This window comes from Coleofasciculus sp. F4-SAH-05, assembly GCF_040222985.1.
Lineage (GTDB): Bacteria > Cyanobacteriota > Cyanobacteriia > Cyanobacteriales > Coleofasciculaceae > Coleofasciculus > Coleofasciculus chthonoplastes.
Genome location: NZ_JAVKBY010000239.1, coordinates 1 through 23,206 on the forward strand (window position 1 = coordinate 1; position 23,206 = coordinate 23,206).

Below are 23,206 nucleotides of genomic sequence, written 5' to 3' on the forward strand. Positions count from 1 at the left end.
GAAACACTAACAATTTTGGTAGAATTCCGACAGGTACGGCGGCATTTATTTGTTCGGCACGACCTACAGAACCTAGAAAACTTAAGATTAGGGGTTCCAGTAGAGATTATTTGTTACAATAACGCATCGACTGGGTAAAAACAAGAGTGCGTTCATAAGGCTTTTTTAGTCTTAGCTCCCTAGTAGAAATAGCAGGGAGGAGTGCCAAGGCAGAAGTTCCTGGTATTCACCGAGAACAGCGGCTCTTCGTGGTAACAGCAGGAGAGAATCCCCAACTAATTGCAAGCAATCTAGTTGGGGTCTGTTCAAAATTAGAGCAAGCGGGTCGCCCCTACAGTTTCCAAATGACCAATGACAAATGACAAATGACAAATAACAAATGACAAATGACAAAGCAGCCTCTACTTAGGTTTGCCGTTCTTGGGCTAATTCAATCAACTGATCAACTAATTCAGGGAACGGTACACCACTAGCTTCCCAAAGTTGAGGATACATACTGGTGGCGGTGAAACCGGGTAAGGTATTGACTTCATTAATCAAAACCTCTCCTGTCGCCTCTACATAAAAGAAATCCACCCGTGACAAACCAGCCGCATCTACCGCCGCAAATGCCTTGAGTGCCATCTCCTGAATCTGACGAGTCACACCATCAGGTAATGGTGCGGGAATCGATAACGTGGCACGACCTTCTGTATATTTAGTTTCATAGTCGTAGAAATCGCTGGTATAACTAATTTCACCGACCACAGATGCTTTCGGATTATCATTCCCTAAGACAGCACATTCGACTTCCCGCGCTACGACTCCCGCTTCTACAATAATCCGGCGATCATAACTGGCGGCACTATCCAACGCTGTTTCCAATTCACTTCGCGATCGCACTTTGGCAATACCCACCGATGATCCCAAATTAGCAGGTTTGACAAAACAGGGATACCCCAACGTTTCCTCAATCTGATCACACAGTTTCGGGAAGACGCAGGGATTTGACCACACTTGGGCGCGACTCAATCCCTTATACTTCACTTGGGCGAGTCCCACTTGATCAAATATCTGTTTCATGGCAATTTTATCCATTGCCATAGCTGAACCTAAGACACCCGAACCCACACAAGGAACCTGCATTAACGTTAACAAGCCTTGAATCGTGCCATCTTCGCCATTGGGTCCGTGCAAGATGGGAAACCAAACCTCCACGTCAGCCACCTGAGGTGGAAATTGCCAGAGGTTTCCGTCTCCATGGGTATCTAGAGGCGTTCCCGATGCCAAAACCTGCTGGGCGATGTCTGGGGGTTGCCAGATGCCATCTTTTTGAATGTAAATCGGTAAAACGTCGTACTTATCCGTATTCGGTGGCGTACTCAACGCTTTTGCGATCGCTTGTGCTGAACAAATCGAAACCTCGTGTTCTCCTGAGAGTCCTCCAAATAGCAGCCCGATCCGTGCTTTTGTCATGTTGTTGTCGATTGTTGATGGGTCAAAAACTTATCCTACTTGGTTATGGCGAGTTTAGTCAGCTAAAACGCATTTAAATTGTGTATTCTGACAAATGACAAATGACAAATGACAAATGACAAATAGTCATAAACCATAAAGCAGAATAATTAACGGGGGAATAACAACAGTCATCAAAAGACTCAGGGGAGCACCGACACGGAAAAAGTCTAGGAATCTGTAACCGCCTGCACTGTAGACCATCGTATTGGTTTGATACCCAATCGGTGTCATAAAACTATTCGACGCTGCGAAGGTGACAGCAAACATAAAGGCAAAGGGATTGAGATCCAACGTCTCAGCTACCTGCACTGAAATGGGTAAGAGTAAAACCACCGAAGCGTTATTGGATAACACCTCAGTCAATAACGCCGTAATCAGAAAGAAAAACGTCAGCATCCAGTAGGGCGAAAAATTACTGCCTAGGGAAACTAAATTATCGGCTAACCATTTAGTCGTTCCCGAATTTTCCATGGCAATTCCCAACGGAATTAAGCCAGCCAAGAGAAAGATAATATCCCAGCGAACCGCACTATACACTTCCCCAGGTTTCAGACAGCCCGTGACGACCATTAAAACCACTCCCGCCAAGGCACTAACCAAAATTGGGAATAGGTCAAACGCCGCAACTAGAACAACACCCACACCAATTGCTACAGCAATTCCAGCTTTTTCTCGCCGTAACGACTCCATGTCTCGTTGCTCAAAGACTAACAAATCACGACTGTTTTGTAATCCGACAAAACTTTGCTTGGGTCCTTGTACCAAGAGCAAATCCCCAAACCGTAAGGGAACTTTACCCAACCGTTCCCGGACAAATTCTTGTCCACGACGAATAGCTAATACCGTCAGGTTATAGCGTTGCCGAAATCGAAAGTCTTTAAGAGTAGATCCAGCTAGATCAGAGTTTGACAAGATTAAGACTTCAGCGATCGTATCTTCCCCAGATGTTAAGTCTTCTTCGATGGATTTATTGCCAAATTGGACATCGGGTAAAATATCGATCCCTCGTTCCACTTTAATATTCAGTAAACATTCCCGTTTACCCCGAACAATTAAAATATCTCCACCCTGCAATATTTTATCAGCCAGAGGTTGGGCGAAACGAGTCTCGTTACGGATAATCTCCAGTACGTCCATATCAAATTTACGCTGAATTTGAGTTGAACGTAACGTTTGTCCAACCAAGCTTGAGCCTGGTGGAATCACAATTTCACTCACATAGTCTTGAAGTCCATACTCTTGAGTATCACTACCCGCAACTTTTTTATTGGGTAAGAGTCGGGGGGCAATTAACACAAGATAGGTTAAGCCAATCGTGAAGGTGATTAGTCCTAATTTGGTGAACTGAAATAAACTGAATGTACCGTACCCCAATTTCTCAGATAAACCACTCGCCAAAATATTAGTGGAAGTACCAATTACAGTAATCATTCCCCCTAAAATACTGGCATAAGATAAAGGGATGAGAAGCTTGGAGGGAGAAATCCGCTGTTGGCGACATAAATCTTCCACAATCGGCAGAAAGACAGCCAGAACAGCCGTATTATTAATTACACCACTAATCGGACCCGCAATTACCCCCAAGGCTAAAATCTGCTGCGAGGATGTTTTACCTCCCCACTTCACTAGGAGTTCACTAACGATTTGAATCGCACCCGTGCGGGCAATTCCTGCACTGAGGATAAACATTGCCATCACAGTAATCGTGGCGGAACTACTAAACCCAGATATGCCTTCCTCTGGGGTGACTAATCCCAGCACGATCAGCAGCACCATAATTGTGAGTGCGGTAATATCAACGGGCAACCATTCGCTGATGAATAAAATCAGAGTCAGTAGGATAACACCGAGGGTGAACAGAATTGTCATAGTGTGTGAGATGCATTAAGTGGCAAGTAGCGTTCGGGTTGGCACTGAATGTGACATCCTCCTACACCGAATCAGAGATTACGGTGTAGGCTTCCTTGGTCGCAGCCTTACGACTACGCTTCCGGCGTTTTATAGTGGGGAACATGCCCAGCCCCACTCTCTTAATGTTAATCGCAGCATTCCAATCCCGATCCAAAACCAATCCGCATAGACACTCATGGATTCGGATCGATAAATCTTTTTCCTCAAAGCGATTACAACAAGAGCATATCTGGCTTGTATCATGGGGTTTAACCTTCACCACCGTACAGACGCGCCATGGCGCGTCTCTACCAGCTTTTGCAGCTTTGTAGGCGAGAATTGAAAGGAATTGACCCCAACCAGCGTCATTGATTGACTTGTTTAAACCTGATTTGGCACTCTGACCATTGGGTAGATATCTCCCATTTTCATCCTGCTTTGCTTTGTTTTTTCGGGATAAGTTTCCCGGTTTAATGTCCTCGACAAAAAACACCTGTTCATCCCGGCTCACCAGTTTTGTCGCCGACTGATAATGGAATTGTTTCCGCTTACGTTGTAGTTTCTGGTGGTGCTTGGATATTTTTTTTGCCAGCTTCCTTGCCTGAGCCGATTTGTGAGGCTTTTTATCCTTGCGGTTAGCCAACTTTGCCAACTTTGACTCAGACTTGCGGTAATGCTGTTGAATTGACTCAACCTCTCCGTCTGAGGCTGTCCAGAATTTTTCCAAGCCAACGTCCAATCCAATGGAGTTCTCTTCTGTTGCCTCTATCTCTGGTAGCTTCAGGCTGGGTACTGTCTTGTCCTCCAGGGTTAGGGTTGCATACCAACCATCTGCTTTGTGGGAAACTAGCGCCGCTTTGATAGTGAACCCTACCGGAATGGGGCGGTGGTAGATAAGCTTAACCTGACCTACCTTGGGCAAGTTGATATAGGCAATATCCCGTCGTGTACAGCCGTTTTTGCGCCGATGTGGGTTGACTGTAACACTCAGGCAATCAGCTTTTAGTTGAGGGATAGAAATTGTCCGGTATCGCCGCACCGACTTAAACCGAGGCTTCCCGCTTCGCTTCCCATTTAAATCACCTTTAACAAAGCGATTAAAGGTATCTTCTACCCGCTTAATCGCCTCCTGTATTACCTGCGAATGAACTCCCTCGTATAGGTAATTATAAGTTTTCCTTGACCAATGGGTAGCCCGTTTCTGTGAGTAATAGGTTGGCTGATCTTTAAGTTCTGGTAGATAGGTGATAAAAATCGGGCAAGCATTGACTGAGTTGCGGTTACACTCCCACCAGTTAAACCGTTCCTCTAGCATTAGATTGTGTATCCGGCATAGTTTATACAACCATTCGTTTAATTGACAAACCTGTCGTTTATCCGGTACAATCCGATACTGGTAATTCAGTTTAAACGTGTCTTTACTTCGCTTCAATTCCATCACCTCCTTAAGTTCAATTATAACACTTGCAAGTCGAATAATTAGATAGAAATAAATTTCTAATACTGGCGATTCATCCCACGCTCTAATCAAAGATTAGAGCGTGGGGCTTCTCGCCAATCCAAGCTAATATACTTGCTAAAATTATTAATCCGTCCCTTGATACATCTGTTCAGCCACCCGTTTCAGGCGGCGTAGCTGGGCTTTCATATCCTGCTGTGTCCAGGTTGTGGCAAAGGTATTAAAGCCCCAACTGACGAGAGGATTGGGAATTTCAAACTCAAAACGATTCAGCAGCCTCGTACCTCGAATCGTGGGTTGACATTCCCAGCGATCGCGCCCTTGGAAGAATCCTTGGAATTGCCAAACGATTAAACCGGGTTCGCGTTTCACAACGACACTGTTGAGGGTAGGCTGGACTAGCGGAATTTGAATCACAAAGCGACTGCGACTGCCAAGTTCTGTACTCCACTCCCCCACCGGATAGCAACCCAGGGCTGGATTGAGCCAACGGTGCATCAGCGTTAGATCGGTAATGCAGTGTTCAACGGTGGTGGCGCTGGCTTTAATCTGAATAGATTGTTCAAAAACTTGCAAATTGGGCATTTAAAGCGATAATAGCGTCTCGATAGCTGGTAATCTGACTGGTATTACTACAGCGCCAGGTCGCTGTGTCCGACTCAATCCGGATCGAATCTCCTCTATTGTGCAAAAAGGGGAGAAGATCAGGCAAATCGGAGATCAGGAAACTCCTCCGCAGGGAAATGGTTGAGAACATCACCAGGGAACTGTCAAAACGAGATATCCTTTACCTTGATGAACCCCAAAAAAAGCTGATTTGAGGTAAAAAACTAACATAAGCTTGATTTTTGTGACCAAATTCCCCATAAAGATAGAGGTAACGCCGTAATTAATCGAACATCGTTAGCAATGACGCTCTGAGGCGAAAAATCTTGAATTAGCACAAAAACATGGAGACAAAGATATCGATAGATTGAGAGGACTATAAATACTCGATGAGTTGTAGCCTGAAAGTCACAGATTGTGTGTGACTGCGTTTACTGTTAGAGAGTAATTAGATAAGGAAGACTATGAACCAACCCTGGCAAGGAATTATCCCAATCGGAGGTGTGCCCCCTTGGGTGCATCCCCTCTTAGCCCAAGACACACCAGCACCCATCCAAGAAACTCAGGCTGGTTTTCAGGGAATTGTGCAAAATCTCAGCAACTTTGTGCCGAATCTAATTGCGGCAATCCTCATCCTGATTGTCGGTTGGATCGTTGCCTTGATTGCTAAGTCAATTACCAAAGGACTGCTCAACCGCACCCGTATCGACAATCAAATTGCCCAGTGGTTTGCTGGCGGTCAACAAGGGGCAGAAGTGCCGCCGATTGAGAAATGGATAGCCAGTGCCGTTTACTGGATTATCATCGTCTTTACGGTGGTAGCGGTTCTGCAGACGTTGAAGCTTGAGGTTGTTTCTCTACCGCTGAATAATTTCCTCGACCAAATCCTGATCTTCTTGCCCAAGATTTTCGGAGCGGCAATTCTGTTGGGGGTGGCGTGGTTATTGGCAAGCTTGGTCAAGCTGCTCACAACCCGAGGATTACGGGCATTGGGTTTGGATGAGCGTTTGGGTGAACAATTCAGTGAGACACCCCCTTCCGCAGCAGGTGAGACTCAACGGCAAACTAACCAGTTTTCCCTGAGTGAAACCATGGGGAACGCTCTGTACTGGTTCATTTTTCTGTTATTTCTGCCCTCCATTCTCAGCACTCTGGGCTTGGAAGGAACCCTGCGCCCGGTGCAAGAGTTGCTGAATGAAATTTTGGCAATTTTGCCAGATATTTTGGCAGCCCTTGTGATTGCGGCAGCAGGTTGGCTAGTGGCTCAGGTTGTGCGGCGCATCGTCACGAATCTGTTGTCAGCCGCCGGAACGGATCAACTAGGAGCACGATTTGGACTGCAAAGTGCGCCAGGGGGTAAGTCACTGTCCTGGATTATTGGCACGACGGTTTATGTCTTAATTTTGATCCCCGTCGGCATCGCCGCACTGAATGCCTTACAGATTGAGGCGATCTCAGAGCCTGCGATCGCGATGTTAAATCAGATTCTTGATGCTCTGCCCAAAATCTTTACGGCAGCGTTGATTCTGATGATTGCTTATGTAATCGGTCAGTTTGTCAAGGATTTAGTTACCAATATTCTCGCCAGCATTGGCTTTAATAATGTTTATCGCTGGATCGGCATACCAGAACCCCGTCCCAGTCGTTCTGCCCCCACTCCCCCCCCCGCCGAAGGGATACCTACGCCGGAAACTGGATCTGAAACAGTGGTTCAACCGGAATCAACTCCCTCCATTCGTACACCGTCAGAACTGGTGGGTATTATTGCATTCATCGCCATCTTCTTGTTTGCTACGGTTGCCGCGACGAATGTCTTGCAGTTTGAAGCCTTAACCACGATTGTCACCGGGATTATTGTGATCGCGGGTCAGATTCTAGCGGGGTTAATCGTATTTGCTGTTGGCTTGTACTTTGCGAATCTTGCCTTTAACTTGATTACCAGTTCGCGATCGCGCCAATCCCAAATCCTGGCACAAGCGGCTCGGATTGCGATTATTGCCTTTTCCGTGGCGATGGCGCTGCAACAAATGGGTATCGCTGGCGATATTGTGAACTTAGCTTTTGGCTTACTCTTAGGTGCGATTGCTGTCGCGATCGCGCTAGCGTTTGGACTCGGATCTCGCGACATTGCGGCGGGTCAAGTTCGCGAGTGGTTATCTTCATTCAAAGGAGACAGACCCCCCGGACCCCAATAACGGCAAAGAGAATCATACCAAATCCGGGGAACACTACCCCCTTTTTGGGCAAATCGCCAAAACCCTGTAGAGACGTAGCATGCTACGTCTCTAAAATTTTGTTTTCCGAAAAAATAACCCTGAGACATTTTTCCGGAAATATATATAAATTACTTTGCTTCTCTGTTGTGGGATAACTTAGATGATCCGGAGGATACACCTCTGCCGCCGTTGCCTTTGAGTGATTATGTGATTGCACAATATCAACACCTGAAGCACACCGATACTATAACCGTCGATCCGCACAAAACCGGATACCTACCCTATCCGGCGGGTGCCTTATGTTATCGCAACATGGCGATGCGGAGTCTGATTGCCTTTGAAGCTCCCTACATCAACTCTGACGGCGCCAGCACTGAAGAGGAGTTAATCCTGGGGACTTATGGGATTGAAGGCTCGAAACCGGGTGCCGCTGCTGCTGGGGTTTATCTCAGTCATGCGGCGATTCGTCCTACACGCCAAGGCTACGGTAAAATACTGGGGCGCACCCTCTACAACTGTAAAGTCTTCCATTGCAATGGTGCGTTAGCCCAGCGTAACGCACCCTACAGATAGATGCTCTGCGTAAGTCCTATCTAAAAGAAGACCGATTTACACGTAAATTAAATCATTACAAAGCGAGGTTTTACCCATGATTTGGCGATCAATTTGGAAATTACTTACGGTTTTGATTCTTGCCATCACGTTCTGTCTTGGCACAGTCTTCCCCCCTTTGATGGCAAACGCTCTACCTATCTCCATTCCCATGTTTAAGGGCAAGGCGAATAAACCAGCAAGGGTTGGTTTAGAGCCAGCACCCTTTACCCTGCAACTGCTCCATGCCTCAGACATTGAATCGGGATTGCAAGCCTTGGCGGATTTGCCGCGTTTCTCTGCTGTTCTCGATGCTCTCAAAGATGACTATCCCAATACCCTGATCCTCTCCTCTGGGGACAACTACATTCCTAGTCCCTTCCTCTTTGCCGGCAGTGATCCGAGTCTAAATAATACCCCTGTGGGAAAGGCTGGCATTGGTCATGCTGACATCGAAATCCTCAATCAGCTTGGTATCCAAGCTTCTACCTTTGGCAACCACGATTTTGATCTGGGCAGCAAGGAAGTGCGGGATATGATCAAACCGTCAGGAGACTACCGTGGGACTCTGTTCCCCTATCTCAGCGCCAACTTGGACTTTAGCACTGAACCAAACTTATCAGATCGAGTAACCGCTAATGGTCAAGAAGCCAGCACCATTCCCCCAGGACAAGTTGCCGGCACTGCTATCATCACTGTCAACGGTGAGCCAATTGGTATTGTCGGCGCAACCACACCCCTACTGCCCTCCTTATCCGGTTCTGATGGTGTCACAGTGTTTCCCAATAATCCCACCGATTACGATGCCCTGGCGCGTCAGATCCAAACAGCGGTGGATGAACTCACGGCAACAGGAATCAACAAGGTGATTCTTCTGGCTCACATGCAACAATTGAACATTGAGCGGGATGAGTTGGCGCCTCGTTTGCGAGATGTGGATATTATCATCGCCGGAGGTTCCCATACTTTACTATCTGATACAACCGATCGCCTCCGAGCCGGCGATACCAGTGGCGGTACCTATCCGATTCTCAAAACTAATAGTCAGGAAGAGCCAATCGCGATTGTTAACACCGAGGCTAACTCTAAGTATGTCGGGCGTCTGGTGGTAGACTTTGATGCCAAGGGTATTCTGATTCCCAGCAGTATTGACCCCAATATTAGTGGCGCCTACGCTACCGACGATCAGGGGGTTGCAGCGGTGGGTGGCACACCTGATCCAGAGATTGTCCAAATCACCGATGCCCTGAACCAAGTAATCGCCACTCAGGATGGCAATATCTTTGGTAATACGAATGTTTTTCTGCGAGGCGATCGCGCTTTTGTCCGCACCGAAGAAACCAACCTAGGCAACCTCACGGTTGATGCCAACTTAGCTTATGTCAAAACCGTAGATCCGACAACGGTGATCTCCTTCAAGAATGGGGGCGCGATTCGCTCCAACATCGGGGTGATTAGTGCCGCTAATGGTGGCATCGATCCCAATGACTTTGAACTATTACCCCCAGCGGCTAATTCGGCGGTGGGTAAGGAAGAAGGGGAAGTTTCCCAACTTGATATTACCAACTCTCTCCGGTTCAACAACTCCCTCACCCTGTTTACCATCACCGCCGATCAACTATTGCAGACAATCGAGCATGGCGTAGCCGGAACGGTGCATGGTGCCACACCGGGTCAGTTTCCCCAAGTTGGTGGGATCAAGTTTAGCTTTGATGCCACTCGTCCCGTCAATGATCGGGTTGTCTCTTTAGTTGTCGTAGATGATCAAGATCAAGTTATCGATATCGTGGTTGAGAATGGTGAATTAGTGGGTGATCCGAATCGCACCTTCCGTGGAGTCACCCTCAGCTACCTGGCTGATGGGGGCGATGACTATCCCTTCCCCAGCTTCCTGAGTGCCAATCCCGCTTTATTTGATCGCGTTGATTTGTCGGGTGAGTCCGATAGTAATCAAGACGGGGTTTTCGACCCTGAAGAAGATCTTAACAAAAACGGGGTACGAGATGGTGCGATCGCACAACCGTTCCAGGGTATTGCCAATTTTGCCCCCTTTGGTTCGGAGCAGGATGCTTTAGCCGAATACCTGCACCAAGTTTTCCCCACGGCAGAGCAAGCCTTCAATCAGGTTGATACGGCTCCAGAATTGGATCAGCGGATTCAAAACCTGGCATTCCGGGAAGATACAGTCATTCCCGAATAAGCCATCCGATCAACAGCATGAATCGGCATGAACTGCGATCGCTGCCTTCCCTGGGGCGATCGCCAAACCCAAAACAATAGGGCGCTAATCATCTCTGCGATTATCAGCGCGATCGCACTGGCTACCCACCGCCGCACAATAGAGTTTGTGAGTAATGATCATGATCGCCCGTGGGGGAATCCCGCCATCAATGAGAGTCTTAATCGCTTCATCGCATTCAGGATCATCCCGGTTGTACTTTCTCAGGAAGAATAGGAGTTGAGTCGGCTGTGACTTGTCTTTGGGATTATTCGCTCCCAGCCAACGGTAGGAGGGGTTAAAGCCAAGTTCTTTCAATTTGTCCTCAATCTCCCAGTCAGACAAGTTTCGGATGTAGGAGCTGACAGCCAAGGCGACGAATTTTGCTGGGACATCTGGGAATGGGGGCTTATGCCAGCCGTGGGTTCGGCTCCAAACAGTCCCCAGGGTGTGGGCGCTGTCGGAAAAGTCGTTATGATTCATCAATTTACCCCCTAAAATTGCAGTCGTACCAAGCGCGATCGCGTTTGGTTGTACTCTCAAGGGTTACCCCGTACTCCTTAGCCAACTCCTCACATTCTGCCTCAGCCTGCTCTAGACTTTTGGCTTGTATCGGCTCAGAACTGATTCGCCCCAAGCTGTCCATCTGTTCATCTGGATCTTGTAGGTATGTGTCCTTTTGCGTGGTCATCTTTGAGTCTCCTTTGGTTGTTCTATCATGTCCGGTGGATTATATCATGTCCGGACGATTGCCCATAATTGCAATGTTGTAAAAGCTATCGTTATTAATTTAAAAATGTTATTTTATATTGCATTTGATCCAAATTTATAACTTATATAAATGCTAAATCGAATCACCTTAGATTTTTGGGTATATCAACTCGTTTGCCATCTCGCACCCGACTAAATTGACCAAAATCCGAAGATGTATCCCCGTCATTTTGGGCGGACATTTCTCGAAAAATCTAGTGCTAGGATCACACTCAGGATCATCCCAAGTCTAATCATCATGGTAAAAACACCCTTACCGCATTTGACCATTCCCCCTCTGGCAAATGGCGACAAGCTCACCCGCTATGAATTCGAGCGTCGCTACAATGCCATGCCTCACCTGAAAAAAGCCGAATTGATTGAAGGAATTGTCTACATGGCTGCTGCCTTACGATTTAAGAGCCACGGTGAACCTCATGGTCAAATTATCACTTGGCTCGGAACTTATGCAGCCATGACTCCTAATATTTCCATGGGAGACAACCCAACCGTTCGTTTAGATCTCGATAACGAACCTCAACCCGATGTCGTTCTCTTGATCAACCCAGAATCAGGGGGTCAAACACAGTTAAGTGATGATGATTATATCGAAGGAGCGCCAGAGTTAATTGTCGAAATTGCTGCCAGTAGCGTTGCCATTGACCTTCATGCTAAAAAACAGGCATATCGCCGCAATGGAGTCAAAGAATATATCGTCTGGCAAGTTCTTGATCGCAAATTGAGTTGGTTCTATCTGAAAGAGGGCGAGTATCTGGAATTATCGGCTGATACCGATGGAATTATGCGAAGTCAAGTTTTTCCTGGGTTGTGGTTAGCTGTTGCCGAGTTATTAGCGGGGAATATGCCACCCGTATTAACGGTTTTACAAGCAGGTTGGCAATCACCAGAACACACGGCATTTGTCCAGAAATTAGCGAACGAATAAGTAGGTGGACACAATAAAAGCTAACGGATGAACTATTGGGTTTGTTAAACGCTTTGGTCACCGATCATTAATCCACTTCCAAAGGTCCAATCCCCTTTTGTGTGCTAAATTGCTTTAACTCCTCTACCAACTGACTATCATTCGACGCCGTTCTCGCCCCCGCCTGGGCTGCCCAGTGTTTCAACGCTTCAATTTGATCCCGTGCGATCGCGGCAAGTGGTACTGTTTCTTCTATCGCCCGCACTATATCCTCTGTGGTAAAATCCCGCCGTTGTCCATCCACCACCGTACCATAAGCCCGATGCATGGCATCAATAATCACTTGTTCAATCTCCGCACCGCTAAAATTCTTCGCCTGTCGTGCTAATCTGGCTAAATCAAAATCCCGTAAACGAGAAGGGCGTAAGGGTTGTAAATGAACCTTAAAAATATCCTTCCTTTCAGCTTCCGTAGGTAAATTCAAAAAGAAGATTTCATCAAATCGCCCTTTCCGCAATAACTCCGCCGGCAAAATCTGTACATTATTCGCCGTCGCCACAATAAACACAGGACTCGTCTTTTCCTGCATCCAGGTAATCAGCGTACCAAATACCCGCCTCGATGTTCCCGAATCCCCATCAACGCCAGCACCAATATTACCAAACGCCTTATCAATCTCATCAATCCATAATACACAAGGCGCGATCGCTTCACTAATTTGAATCATCTGGCGCACCCGACTTTCACTTTCCCCGACAATTCCACCAAATAATCGTCCCGTATCCAATCGCAATAAGGGCAAACGCCATTCATGGGCAATGGTTTTTGCGGATAGAGATTTCCCCGTTCCCTGTATTCCCACCAGTAAAATCCCCTTGGGATTGGGAATTCCATAGCGTCGCGCCTCTTCGGTAAAGGCATCTTGACGCATTCGTACCCATTGCTTGAGATTCTCCAATCCGCCAACATTTTTTAACGATTCCTGAACCGTAAAAAAGTCTAAAATTCCCGTTTGGCGAATCGCTTGTTTTTTCTCCCCTAATACGCCATCAATATCTGTTTCATTTACCTGTTGTTTAGCGGCTAATGCCTTTGCCAATACCCGGGCAATTCTGGCACGACTTAATCCTTGACAGGCTTTAACTAACTGTTCCCTGGCTAATCCAGTTACATTTAAGTTTTCCGGTTTGACCAGAATATTAATTAGGTAATCAATTTCCTGGGAATTAGGCAAGGGAAAATCAATAACTGTAACTTCCTCACTCAATTCTGCTGGCACTTCTAAAGTATGACTGGTGAGGATTAAGGTTTGGCGAGAACGCTTAAGTTCCTTGGTTAGATTCTTCAATTCTCGGATCACGGGCGCATTGCGATCGCTCTGCGGATTTTTTAAGATAAAATGTAGATCCCGGAGGACAAACAGGGTATTTGCCTGAGGATCAGTCTTGCGAATCCGATGCAGCGCCCCCATAACTGAACCCTTATCCGCCCCATTATCATCCCATCCCCGCACAATATCCCAAAGTAAAACTTGGCGTTCGGGTTGGGATTGCCCAGCCACTGAAAGTAATACTTCTTCCACGGGTTCTTCTTCAACCGCTACAATATATAGCAACGGATAACGCGCCCGGATCATTAAATCTAATTGTTCGATTAGGGTTTGATGGGGGTTAAAGGTATTAGTCATTTGTCATTTGTCATTCGTCATTTGTCATTTGTCATTTGTCATTTGTCATTTGTCATTCGTCATTCGTCATTTGTCATTCGTCATTTGTCATTCGTCATTGGCAACACTTTATCGGGGCGGGTTTAGTCGCATCTGGGTGAGGGAAGAAACGATAGTAACGAAACCAGCCCCTACCCAATTTCTCTTAATTTATCGTAATCACTAAATCCAACTGGAAAATCGGTATGCTCATCATAATCGGCATTGTCTAGATTAGCATCGGTTAGCTTTACTCCTTTTAGTTTAGCGCCTCTCAAGTTGGCGTCACTCAAGTCTGCTCCCATTAGATTTGCGCCAACCAGATTGGCTTCGGTAAAATTAGCTTGGCTTAAATTGGCGTTACTCAGGTTTGCCCAACTGATAATCCCTTGAGTCAGATTCGCCTCTTGCAGGTTAGCATTACTGAAATCTGCTCCTCTGAGATTCGCCTCTGTGAGTTCAGCTTGACTGAGGTTTGTCTCCTTTAGGGAAACACCAGTTAGGTTAGCATGGCTGAGATTTGCCTGACTGAGTTCTACACCGTTTAGAATAGTTTGGTTGAAGTTCGCGCCTTTAAGGATTGCTCCTGTCAAATCTACTCGATTGAGATAGGCTCCACTGAGATTAGCATCACTTAAATCAATTTCGCTTAAGATTTCCCACTGCAAACAAATCCCGCTTAAATTTGCTCTTGAGAACGCCCGATTTCCGGCTTCGTAACGGTTGAGGAGTTCCTTGGCTAATCGGATACTGTAATGAGTTAAGGCTGATTCGGCTTGAGTGGCGGCGTGTTTTTCCAAAAGAGAATAAGCAGTTTGGTGAATCTCCCACACTTCATCATCTAAGGCTTGAATAAGTATCGCTATACCCTTTTGCCGATAATTCAGGGCGTTATGGAGGGCGGCAATTTTGGCATTCAGGGATAGGGGAGAGGATGAGGGGTTCTGACTCAACTGCTGTTTTACGGCTTCAATTCCGCCTAATACGGCGTCTCCTCTGGAGATTGAACCGCCCAAAACCACATCAGTGGCTTGAGGGTGATTAGGATAAACTGTCATAGACTTAGGTTGGTGCGATCGCGCTAGTATAGACAACAAAATAAGGGTACGATAATACCGTACCCTTTTTGTGGTGTTCAATGTTTATTGCGATTAACAATCAACCCTAACTATTCACACTAATAGAAGACTTGTCAATCCGCCTGACTCTAGTCAATCGCATCCGCCGTATCTTCTAATGCTCGCTGCGCTGATTTACTGGCTTGACTTGCTTTATCTTGCACGACATCGGCTGTATCTTCTGCGGCGCGTTTCGTCTTTTTGACGATAGTTTCACCCGTTTCTTGTACCTTTTCTTTCGTATCTTCGGCTGAACGTTTGGTAGACTTAGCTACATCTTCAGCAACATCTTCAGTCTTTTCCTTTGCCTCTTTTGCCGAACCCTTGGCAGACTTAGCTACATCTTCAGCAACATCTTCAGTCTTTTCCTTTGCCTCTTTTGCCAAACCCTTGGTAGACTTAGCTACATCTTCAGCAACATCTTCAGTCTTTTCCTTTGCCTCTTTTGCCGAACCCTTGGCAGACTTAGCTACATCTTCAGCCGCATTCGTTGTATTCTCTTTGAGGTTTTCAACACCTCTCTGAGTTCCCTCAGTCACACCCTCTGTAAAATCAGTAGCTGACTCTTTCACATCTTCGCCGAGTCGCTCAACTCGTTTATTCAGCGGCGCTCCTTCTTGATAATTCTCGATAAACTTTTCAGGAGTATCCGCCCTCTTATCCAGGTTTTTCTCAGCGTTTTTAATTAATTTATCAGGATTGTCTTTTTCCTGGGGAGACGTTTTGGGAGAATCAACCCCCTGATAGTCTTTCACCTCACCTATAGGCGTGAGAACTTCAGTAACATTTTTGGTCACATCGTCAGCCGTCTTCGCGGATACTCCACTATTGCATCCTGTACTGATGAATACAAAGATACTTGCTAAAGCCACGGTTAATAATTGAGTAAACAGTTTATTTTTTAGCCAATCTATCATTCTGCTCATAAAAAAAATCTCCTTAGTTTTATTGTCAGTGAATTATCCTAAGTCTAAAGCAGTCACCGTTCTCAACTTAATCGAGCTAATTCGGGTTGCTCTACCGAGTTGTTTGATACGTTTAACCTACGGCTGACATCAGGATTTAGGGATATGTGCGATATGCACCTCACGATTGCCTAGCTTATCACTATCCAGGTGATCGCTATCTCTAGCCAAGGTGACATTCTACTTTATCCTGGAAGCGGCTCGTCTCTAACTGAAGACAGAGAAAAATCATTTGCAGTCTTGAGGAGCTTATCTTCTCCTCTGCACCCCTGTATCCGGAGCACCCGGAGCACCCCATCTAATACCGAGTTGCGTTCTATCATATCATTCTCAGCGAAGCGTGAAGCGAGGAACGAGATACGCGAGGACAGATGCTTCGCTACACTCCGTTGCACGGAGCCTGCCCTCGAACGTCGTGAAGGGTTCCGCTCAGCATGACAAATTCTACCTTAGACTGCAACTTGGGATAAACCGAAAACGTCTCAATCTACTGATTTTCGGGTTTCTCTTCCAAATTTACATAGTCCCGAAGCTGAGAAAACACGCGGTAAGCATCTAGCTTAAATTCTGAACTTGCCGCATTATCCATTTTGATCAGATTATATTGAACATTTTCCGTATGAATTGCAAAAGTAATTTTAAACACTTCAAAAAATGTAATCACCCAACGACAGTCCTCTTCCGCATAATTGGTGTAATATTGAATTAATTTAGCAATGCAAGTTTCTAGATGATTACGCGAGTTCGGACAAATCATAATAATTTTCAGCAAGAGCATCGCTAAGGTTAAGTGATGACCTTGAGACATGAGCAGAATAAATAGGGGTGACGGCTCATCCTGATTTTCAGTGGTTAAATATTCAATTAAGCGGTTACAGGTTCTCAGGAGTAATGCCGCCTCTATGGTTGTATCGTGGTAATCTTCGTAGAGATCATTTAATTTCTCAGTTAAGGTTTGATTTAAGCATTTAACTAGCTCTTTCTTCTTCACCGAAAATATAAGATAGTTTTGTAAGCTTTTCTTGAATTTTTTATAATTTAAATCTTTAGTTTGCTCTAAAAATATATTAGCAATATTTTTATAGTTAAACATTCCATTTTTAACGACAATTTTTTTAATTAGATCAACAACTTTATCCCCTAAACCTGTAGGATTATTGTAAATAGGTTCCCGACAAATTGCGGATTTAGAGTGCGCCGTATACATTGCCAAATCAAACTTGAACTGATCTTTGAGTTTTTTTGACAAGATTTTCGCAGCTTCACGTTGCTCGACGGGGTTGTTCAGATTTGTATACTGGGGAACAAGTAGATAAGAGATATAACGGTTACTCCAATGACCTGGATCTGAAGTTACTTGTTGAGTAATAAATAGTTTAAGTTCGTGATAGTCTTGACTGTTAATGAAATTTAACAGCCATGCTCTTTGACGGTTTAATATTGGCGATAATGTTTTTTGCGTCAGTTTTACATCAGAAAATAGGGAGACTAAGTGTTGGCTAGCCGTGAAATTCCTTGAGATGTACCAATTGTTAATAATAATATAACAGGAACGTTTAAGGGTATTGGTAAATTCTTTTTCATCGTTAGCCAAAAGTATTTCTGATAAAGCTTGAATCGCTTCCGGATTACCTTCTGAAGCATTATAGTCAATAAATAACAATTTAAATTCTTGCAAAACGGTTTCTGGCGGTTGCTGTTTAACCGTATCTAGCAAAAATTGATAGATAACATCCTGTGCCGGCTGAAGAGGGAATCCTAGCTGGTTAGGTTGAGTCCGAGACTCAGTATGATGAGTGTCTAAGATAACTTCCCTGATCATGGAAATCCAAGAGGACGCTTACGCCCTTGCTGAAGGTCTAATAGTAGCAAGTTGATGACACCCTGCGTCAAGGCTACCGCTCATCGACGTGTTCAGCTTGACGATCTCACAATTGATATTGACATAAATTCATCATATATATTTTCGCGAAAATATATAGGGCTTGCTGAATATGGGTTCGGGTGAGGCGAGGGAACAGGGAACGGGGAACAGGGAACAGTAAAGAATGTCCTCAATACTGTTCGGCTAAGGGGAGCAGGGGAAGCGGGGGAAGCATGTAGAGACGTTGCATGCAACGTCTCTTAGCAGGGGGAGAATAATGCTTAAGTCAGCGATGCGAACGTTTATAGCGCTAAAGCGCTTACTACATACAAACCTTTAAGACTGATCCGACTCAGATTTAATCCGGTTAATTTCCTGTTGCAATTCGTCGAGTTGACGCTTTAATCGTTGGGCTTCCTGGTTTTGAGCCGCTTGGGATGGCACATTGACAGAACCTTCGTCGGTTACTCGTCGATAATTGCCCTGACGAATTTGACGATAGTCTTCTGATTTGACCCAATCTCGCAGATAGCGCAAGCGTTCAACCGGAAAAGGATGGGTGAGAAACGAACCATTCCCACCGTTGTATAATAAAAACTTATAAACTTGATTAAGACTATCTTGGTCAAGATCTTGAAATCGGTCCGATTGGCGGATAAATTCATCAAGGCTGCACTCATGACCATACGCATGAGAACCCCCTGATAGTTTCATCATTGTTTTCATGACGATATTGATATCATCGATGACCAATAAAGCCGCCCGATCTGACGATAACTCCGCTTTCCTCCGCCATTCATAAAAGGCAAAGAGTAAACCACTGGTGACAATATTGCCGATACCAAAGGTTAAATCTCCCAGAAATGCCGCCGCACTCATCGCCCAGATTCCCATCTGAATTAAAATCGTGTGACCGCATTTGATATGTCCCAGTTCATGTGCTAAAACGGTGCGAATTTCGACTTCAGTGAGTAAGTCTAATAATCCTGTGTTCAACACGATATAGGGATGATCCTGTCCCAAGGCATAACTATTCACTTGCGGGTTTTGACTGACAAATAGGGTAGGTTCAGGATGGATATCTAAATCCCGCACACATTCGCGGAATAAGCTGTAAATGGTGGAATATTGGCGCGGTCCTACTTGGATACTGTTGCCCATCAGATAGACAAATTGGGGACGTTCGTAGATAAATTCGACGAATTTGCGGGCAACCAGGTTAAATCCAGGAACACTCCTGAGGGCATCCTCGGCTTGTTGGTCAAGGGGGTGTCGGAAGGCGTCGCTAGAAATTCCAGGATAGGTGGGCATAGGGAAGTTGAGGCTGAAAGGTGAAAGTAGGTCTTTATATCCTAGCGATTTGTAGAGACGTTCCACCGGAACGTCTCTCCGGTGGAACTCCCAACGTCTCTCCGGCGGAACTCCCAACGTCTCTCTGGCGGAACCGAATTAAGGCTGGTGGGCAATGCCCACCCTACTGGGTTTAACCTCTAGTTTTGGCTGACCAAACGCGAGTGGGTAATCCCCAAATGTAAATAAAGCCTTCAGCGGCTTTGTGGTCAAACTGATCGTCGGAGGTATAGGTTGCCAGTTCTGGGGTATAGAGGGAATTGCTAGACGCTCGTCCAACAATGGTGGCATTCCCTTTGAAGAATTTCACCCGCACACTTCCAGAGACTTGCTCCTGAGTTTGCTGAATGAACGCATCTAGAGCATCTTTTAGGGGAGAGTACCATAACCCCTGGTAAATAAGCTGGCTATAGGTGTCTTCAATCCCTCGCTTATACTGGCTGACATCAGAGGTTAATGTGAGGCTTTCTAAGTCGCGATGGGCATGGATTAAGGTTAACAGAGCCGGGACTTCATAAATCTCTCTGGATTTAATGCCGACAACCCGATTCTCAATCATATCAATCCGCCCCACCCCATGATTGCCGGCAACCTGGTTAAGCTGAGTAATCAGGGCTATGGGGTCAAGGGCTTGACCATTCAGCGAGATCGGAATTCCTCGCTCAAAGCCAATATCCACGTATTCTGGATCATTGGGAGTATCCGCGATCGCTTTGGTCATCAGATAGATTTCTTCCGGCGGTTCAGCCATGGGATCTTCGAGAATCCCCGCCTCAATACTGCGACCCAGCAAATTCCGGTCAATACTATAGGGGGAGGACTTTTTCACCGGAGAGGGAATGCCAAACCGTTCCCCATACGCGATCGTATCTTCTCGGCTAAATCCCCACTCCCTAGCCGGTGCCAACACTTTCAAGCTTGGGTCAAGCGCCGTAATCGAGACATCAAACCGTACTTGGTCATTCCCTTTACCGGTGCAACCGTGAGCCACGGCATCTGCACCATACTTGTGGGCAGCTTCGACCAATAATTTAGCAATCAGCGGACGCGCTAGCGCCGTGGACAAGGGATAGCGATTTTCATACAGCGTATTTGCCTGAATCGCTGGAAAGGCGTAATCTGTGACAAACCTTTCAGTCGCGTCCGCCACCAGAGACTCGGCGGCACCCGATTTCAAGGCTTTTTCTTTGATCGGGGAGAGTTCATCACCTTGACCTAAATCGGCGGCTAGGGTGATCACCTCCTTCACCCCCCATTCTTCTTTGAGATAAGGGATACAGACGGAGGTATCGACTCCTCCTGAGTAGGCTAGTACAACTTTTTCAGCACGACCCATGAATTTCTCACCCTGGGAAACAACCAGGACATCATTGTGACAGATCCCGTCTCCAAATCAAAGATAGATTATGAGACGCACCATGGCGTGTCTATTCGTTCGAGGGAGGATGACTGCTTAACATAAAACGTCTATGGTAATGGTTGATCAAAATCAACGCCGGATTCTCCGTCTGTCGCTATCATGGAATTCACTTCTAAGACAGACTGATTGGATGAGCTAGCCACACCCAACCGCTTACTTAGTGCAGGACTTACGCAAAGCCTCTATATGTAGGGTGGGGAGAGCGTAGCGTAACGCACCTTTACCACTGCGCGATATGTGGTGTAGCTGCGTAAGTCCTGTTAGTTCAGGACTTATGGAAATACCTGCGGTAGGGTGTGTGCGATCGCGCCGTTTGTCTGCTAGGAAGGACATATCGAACCGAACCAGTGCAACGGTGTCAGACTTATTTGGGGTAGCATCTGGGCAACTATTCAAAGGCTTGCCTGGTCGGTGATGTAAACCGATGTTACCGTCAACCATGACCAATTGGTCAGCCATTTATTCCTATCCCCCTCATATCCTGGTTGTCTGGCTGGGGGTTTTTGCCTTAGTCGCCCTACTCACTGGGTTAATCTCCATTGGCATACGTCAGTCCCTCTTACATTTATGTCAACGGTCTAAAGCCTTGACAAATTCCCTCAACTCTGATTCAGAATTGCGTGCCTTATTTGAGGCGATGACGGAACTGATTTTCGTCAAAGATCGCCAAGGACTTTATCTGAAAATTGTCTCAGCCAATCCAGACTTGTTAGGTCAACCGGTTGAAACGATGCTGGGAAAAACGGAGTATGATCTCTTGGCGCGATCGCAGGCGGATCAGTTTGTTGATTATATTCGCCAAGCCTTAGACAGCCAACAGACGGTTCAGGTTGAGTATCGTCTCACCTTGGCTGATCGAACGGTTTGGTTTGCAGCCAGTATTTCACCCATCTCAAAAGACTCTGTTCTCTGGGTAGCGCGGGATATTACCGAGCATAAACACACCCTAGAAGCCTTGCGAGCCAGTGAAGCCCAGTATCGAGATTTAGTTGAAACCCCCAATTGCATTATTTTGCGGTGGGATGTTCAGGGAAAAATTAAATTCATTAATCGTTATGGTCAGACCTTTTTTGGCTACGATGACGATCAACTCCTAAATTGTTCTCTAGTCGGAACTCTCGTCCCGAATACGCCGCGATCGCAACGGATGCTATCTGTTTTGATCCGAGCCATCCGCAAACGTCCAGAACGCTATCGGATCAGAACCGTGGAAACCATTCATAAGACTGGGAAAACGGTTTGGGTTACCTGGGCAAATAAACCAATTTTCAATGAGGAGGGTGAATTAATTGAAGTTCTCTCAATTGGCACAGATGTGACAGAACGCAAGCAAGCTGAAGCCGCCTTGAGAGAAAAAGAGGACTATTTACGATTAGTTATCGATAATATCCCCCAACAAGTCTTTTGGAAAGATACCAACTTAGTCTTTCTCGGTTGCAATAAAAATTGGGCAAAAGCCGCCGGGTTAGCCAATCCAGAAGCTGTGGTGGGGAAAACGGACTATGATTTACTTCCCAGTCGAGACATTGCTGAACTCTACCGCCAGCAAGATGCGCGGGTGATTAGCCGGAATCAAGCCGAATTTCATGTTGTCGAAACCAAACAAAAACCCCCTGTTGATGGACAAACGGTTTGGCTGGATGTGAGTAAAATTCCCATCCATGATCCCCAAGGTAAAGTCGTTGGCGTTTTAGGGGTACTAGAAGATATCACCCAACGTATTGAAATTGAGAAGCAGCGCCTCCAAGCGGAAGCAGACTTGCGGGCGGAACAAGAAAAGTCGGAACGCCTGTTATTAAATATTTTGCCAGAGGCGATCGCCGAGCAGTTGAAACAAAATCACAGTACCTTAGGCAAGTACCATGGGGACACCCTCATCGCTGAACAATTCGACGATGTGACGATTTTGTTTGCGGATATTGTCGGGTTTACACCCCTATCAAGCCGAATGCCACCGACGGAATTGGTTCAATTACTCGGAACCATTATCTCCACGTTCGATTTGCTCTCTGAGCAGTATGGGTTGGAGAAGATTAAAACCATTGGTGATGCCTATATGGTTGCCTGTGGTTTACCCTTACCCAGATTCGAGCATACTGAAGCGATCGCGGATATGGCACTAGAGATGCAACGGGTGATTACTCAATTTCGCATGGATACCGGAGAAGCGTTTCAACTGCGGATTGGCATTAATACTGGACCGGTGATTGCTGGAGTTATCGGGATGAAAAAGTTTATTTACGATTTGTGGGGGGATACGGTAAATGTCGCCTCACGGATGGAATCTCAAGGAATTTCTGGGGGAATTCAAGTCACTCAGGCAACTTACGAGCGGTTAAAGGATAAATATGTGTTGGAAAAACGCGGGATTATTGAGGTGAAGGGAAAAGGAGAAATGCTTACCTATTGGCTAACAGGAAAAGCCTGAAATAGTTTTGACCCTTCACTTCGGCAAGAGGGGCACGGCGTTTGAGTAGAGGCACGGCGTTTGAGTAGGGGCACGGCATTGCCCATTGGTGTCAACTTAACCAGAAGAAGCCCAGATTTCTTTTGAGCGAGCGGCATTGTCTCGATGCCGCTTGCGCTCAGTTTTGACTAAACCTAAGAGCTTGTAATGATCAACCAAATAACT

Annotated in this window: 19 protein-coding genes; 7 read left to right on the forward strand and 12 right to left on the reverse strand. The window is 46.1% G+C overall.

All coding sequences use genetic code 11. From position 1 onward, the window contains the following. Nucleotides 1–405: 405 nt before the first annotated feature. The 4 genes from RIG27_RS29215 to RIG27_RS29230 form a co-directional block, all read right to left on the reverse strand. A complete protein-coding gene (locus tag RIG27_RS29215; protein ID WP_446350628.1) occupies nucleotides 406–1,455 on the reverse strand; it encodes a D-alanine--D-alanine ligase family protein in 1,050 nt (349 codons plus the stop codon). Nucleotides 1,456–1,581: 126 nt separating this feature from the next. Beyond that, nucleotides 1,582–3,366, reverse strand: a complete 1,785-nt coding sequence (locus RIG27_RS29220) for an SLC13 family permease (RefSeq protein WP_446350629.1) — start codon at nucleotides 3,364–3,366, stop codon at nucleotides 1,582–1,584. A gap of 61 nt (nucleotides 3,367–3,427) precedes the next feature. Further along, nucleotides 3,428–4,825: an RNA-guided endonuclease InsQ/TnpB family protein gene (locus tag RIG27_RS29225; RefSeq protein ID WP_446350630.1), complete on the reverse strand. Its 1,398-nt coding sequence runs from the start codon at nucleotides 4,823–4,825 to the stop codon at nucleotides 3,428–3,430. Between the two features lie 147 nt (nucleotides 4,826–4,972). Further along, nucleotides 4,973–5,431, reverse strand: a complete 459-nt coding sequence (locus RIG27_RS29230; RefSeq protein ID WP_446350631.1) for an SRPBCC family protein — start codon at nucleotides 5,429–5,431, stop codon at nucleotides 4,973–4,975. A gap of 485 nt (nucleotides 5,432–5,916) precedes the next feature. On the opposite strand from RIG27_RS29230, the gene RIG27_RS29235 reads away from it, so the two are divergent. From RIG27_RS29235 to RIG27_RS29245, 3 genes are all read left to right on the forward strand, one after another. Continuing rightward, nucleotides 5,917–7,647, forward strand: coding sequence for a mechanosensitive ion channel (locus RIG27_RS29235; RefSeq protein ID WP_446350632.1), 1,731 nt, complete (start codon nucleotides 5,917–5,919; stop codon nucleotides 7,645–7,647). Between the two features lie 165 nt (nucleotides 7,648–7,812). After that, on the forward strand, nucleotides 7,813–8,241 hold the full coding sequence (locus RIG27_RS29240) for a hypothetical protein (RefSeq protein WP_446350633.1): 429 nt from the start codon (nucleotides 7,813–7,815) through the stop codon (nucleotides 8,239–8,241). 76 nt (nucleotides 8,242–8,317) lie between these two features. Then, nucleotides 8,318–10,459 carry a bifunctional metallophosphatase/5'-nucleotidase gene (locus RIG27_RS29245; RefSeq protein ID WP_446350634.1) on the forward strand — a complete coding sequence of 714 codons (2,142 nt, stop codon included), beginning with the start codon at nucleotides 8,318–8,320 and terminating at the stop codon, nucleotides 10,457–10,459. An 84-nt stretch (nucleotides 10,460–10,543) separates the two neighbouring features. Here the strand turns inward: RIG27_RS29245 and RIG27_RS29250 are convergent, their stop codons facing one another. Then, entirely contained in the window at nucleotides 10,544–10,960 is a 417-nt protein-coding gene (locus RIG27_RS29250) for a hypothetical protein (protein ID WP_446350635.1), read from the reverse strand. A 4-nt stretch (nucleotides 10,961–10,964) separates the two neighbouring features. Continuing rightward, nucleotides 10,965–11,168, reverse strand: a complete 204-nt coding sequence (locus RIG27_RS29255) for a hypothetical protein (protein WP_446350636.1) — start codon at nucleotides 11,166–11,168, stop codon at nucleotides 10,965–10,967. 318 nt (nucleotides 11,169–11,486) lie between these two features. Here RIG27_RS29255 and RIG27_RS29260 point away from each other — a divergent pair, with 318 nt between their 5' ends. Continuing rightward, nucleotides 11,487–12,173 carry a Uma2 family endonuclease gene (locus tag RIG27_RS29260; protein WP_446342208.1) on the forward strand — a complete coding sequence of 229 codons (687 nt, stop codon included), beginning with the start codon at nucleotides 11,487–11,489 and terminating at the stop codon, nucleotides 12,171–12,173. Between the two features lie 67 nt (nucleotides 12,174–12,240). Here RIG27_RS29260 and RIG27_RS29265 read toward each other — a convergent pair whose 3' ends face one another. Continuing rightward, entirely contained in the window at nucleotides 12,241–13,839 is a 1,599-nt protein-coding gene (locus tag RIG27_RS29265) for an AAA family ATPase (RefSeq protein ID WP_446350637.1), read from the reverse strand. Here RIG27_RS29265 and RIG27_RS29270 point away from each other — a divergent pair, their 5' ends adjacent. After that, nucleotides 13,840–13,965, forward strand: coding sequence for a hypothetical protein (locus tag RIG27_RS29270; RefSeq protein WP_446350638.1), 126 nt, complete (start codon nucleotides 13,840–13,842; stop codon nucleotides 13,963–13,965). A 44-nt stretch (nucleotides 13,966–14,009) separates the two neighbouring features. On the opposite strand, the gene RIG27_RS29275 is transcribed toward RIG27_RS29270, so the two are convergent. From RIG27_RS29275 to RIG27_RS29290, 4 genes are all read right to left on the reverse strand, one after another. Next, nucleotides 14,010–14,915 carry a pentapeptide repeat-containing protein gene (locus RIG27_RS29275; protein WP_446350639.1) on the reverse strand — a complete coding sequence of 302 codons (906 nt, stop codon included), beginning with the start codon at nucleotides 14,913–14,915 and terminating at the stop codon, nucleotides 14,010–14,012. Nucleotides 14,916–15,064: 149 nt separating this feature from the next. Continuing rightward, the gene (locus tag RIG27_RS29280) at nucleotides 15,065–15,901 is read right to left on the reverse strand and encodes a hypothetical protein (protein WP_446350640.1); all 837 of its coding nucleotides are present in this window, start codon (nucleotides 15,899–15,901) and stop codon (nucleotides 15,065–15,067) included. Nucleotides 15,902–16,427: 526 nt separating this feature from the next. Beyond that, nucleotides 16,428–17,762 (reverse strand): hypothetical protein, encoded by a 1,335-nt coding sequence (locus RIG27_RS29285; protein WP_446350641.1) that lies wholly within the window; start codon nucleotides 17,760–17,762, stop codon nucleotides 16,428–16,430. 378 nt (nucleotides 17,763–18,140) lie between these two features. Continuing rightward, on the reverse strand, nucleotides 18,141–19,115 hold the full coding sequence (locus RIG27_RS29290) for a M48 family metallopeptidase (RefSeq protein WP_446350642.1): 975 nt from the start codon (nucleotides 19,113–19,115) through the stop codon (nucleotides 18,141–18,143). Between the two features lie 20 nt (nucleotides 19,116–19,135). Between RIG27_RS29290 and RIG27_RS29295 the strand changes: the two genes are divergently transcribed. Next, nucleotides 19,136–19,291, forward strand: a complete 156-nt coding sequence (locus RIG27_RS29295; RefSeq protein WP_446350643.1) for a hypothetical protein — start codon at nucleotides 19,136–19,138, stop codon at nucleotides 19,289–19,291. On the opposite strand, the gene RIG27_RS29300 is transcribed toward RIG27_RS29295, so the two are convergent. Then, nucleotides 19,288–20,490 (reverse strand): argininosuccinate synthase, encoded by a 1,203-nt coding sequence (locus tag RIG27_RS29300; RefSeq protein ID WP_446342194.1) that lies wholly within the window; start codon nucleotides 20,488–20,490, stop codon nucleotides 19,288–19,290. The genes RIG27_RS29295 and RIG27_RS29300 overlap by 4 nt on opposite strands. Before the next feature lie 508 nt (nucleotides 20,491–20,998). Between RIG27_RS29300 and RIG27_RS29305 the strand changes: the two genes are divergently transcribed. Beyond that, nucleotides 20,999–23,002, forward strand: a complete 2,004-nt coding sequence (locus tag RIG27_RS29305) for an adenylate/guanylate cyclase domain-containing protein (protein WP_446350644.1) — start codon at nucleotides 20,999–21,001, stop codon at nucleotides 23,000–23,002. The last annotated feature ends 204 nt before the right edge of the window (nucleotides 23,003–23,206 follow it).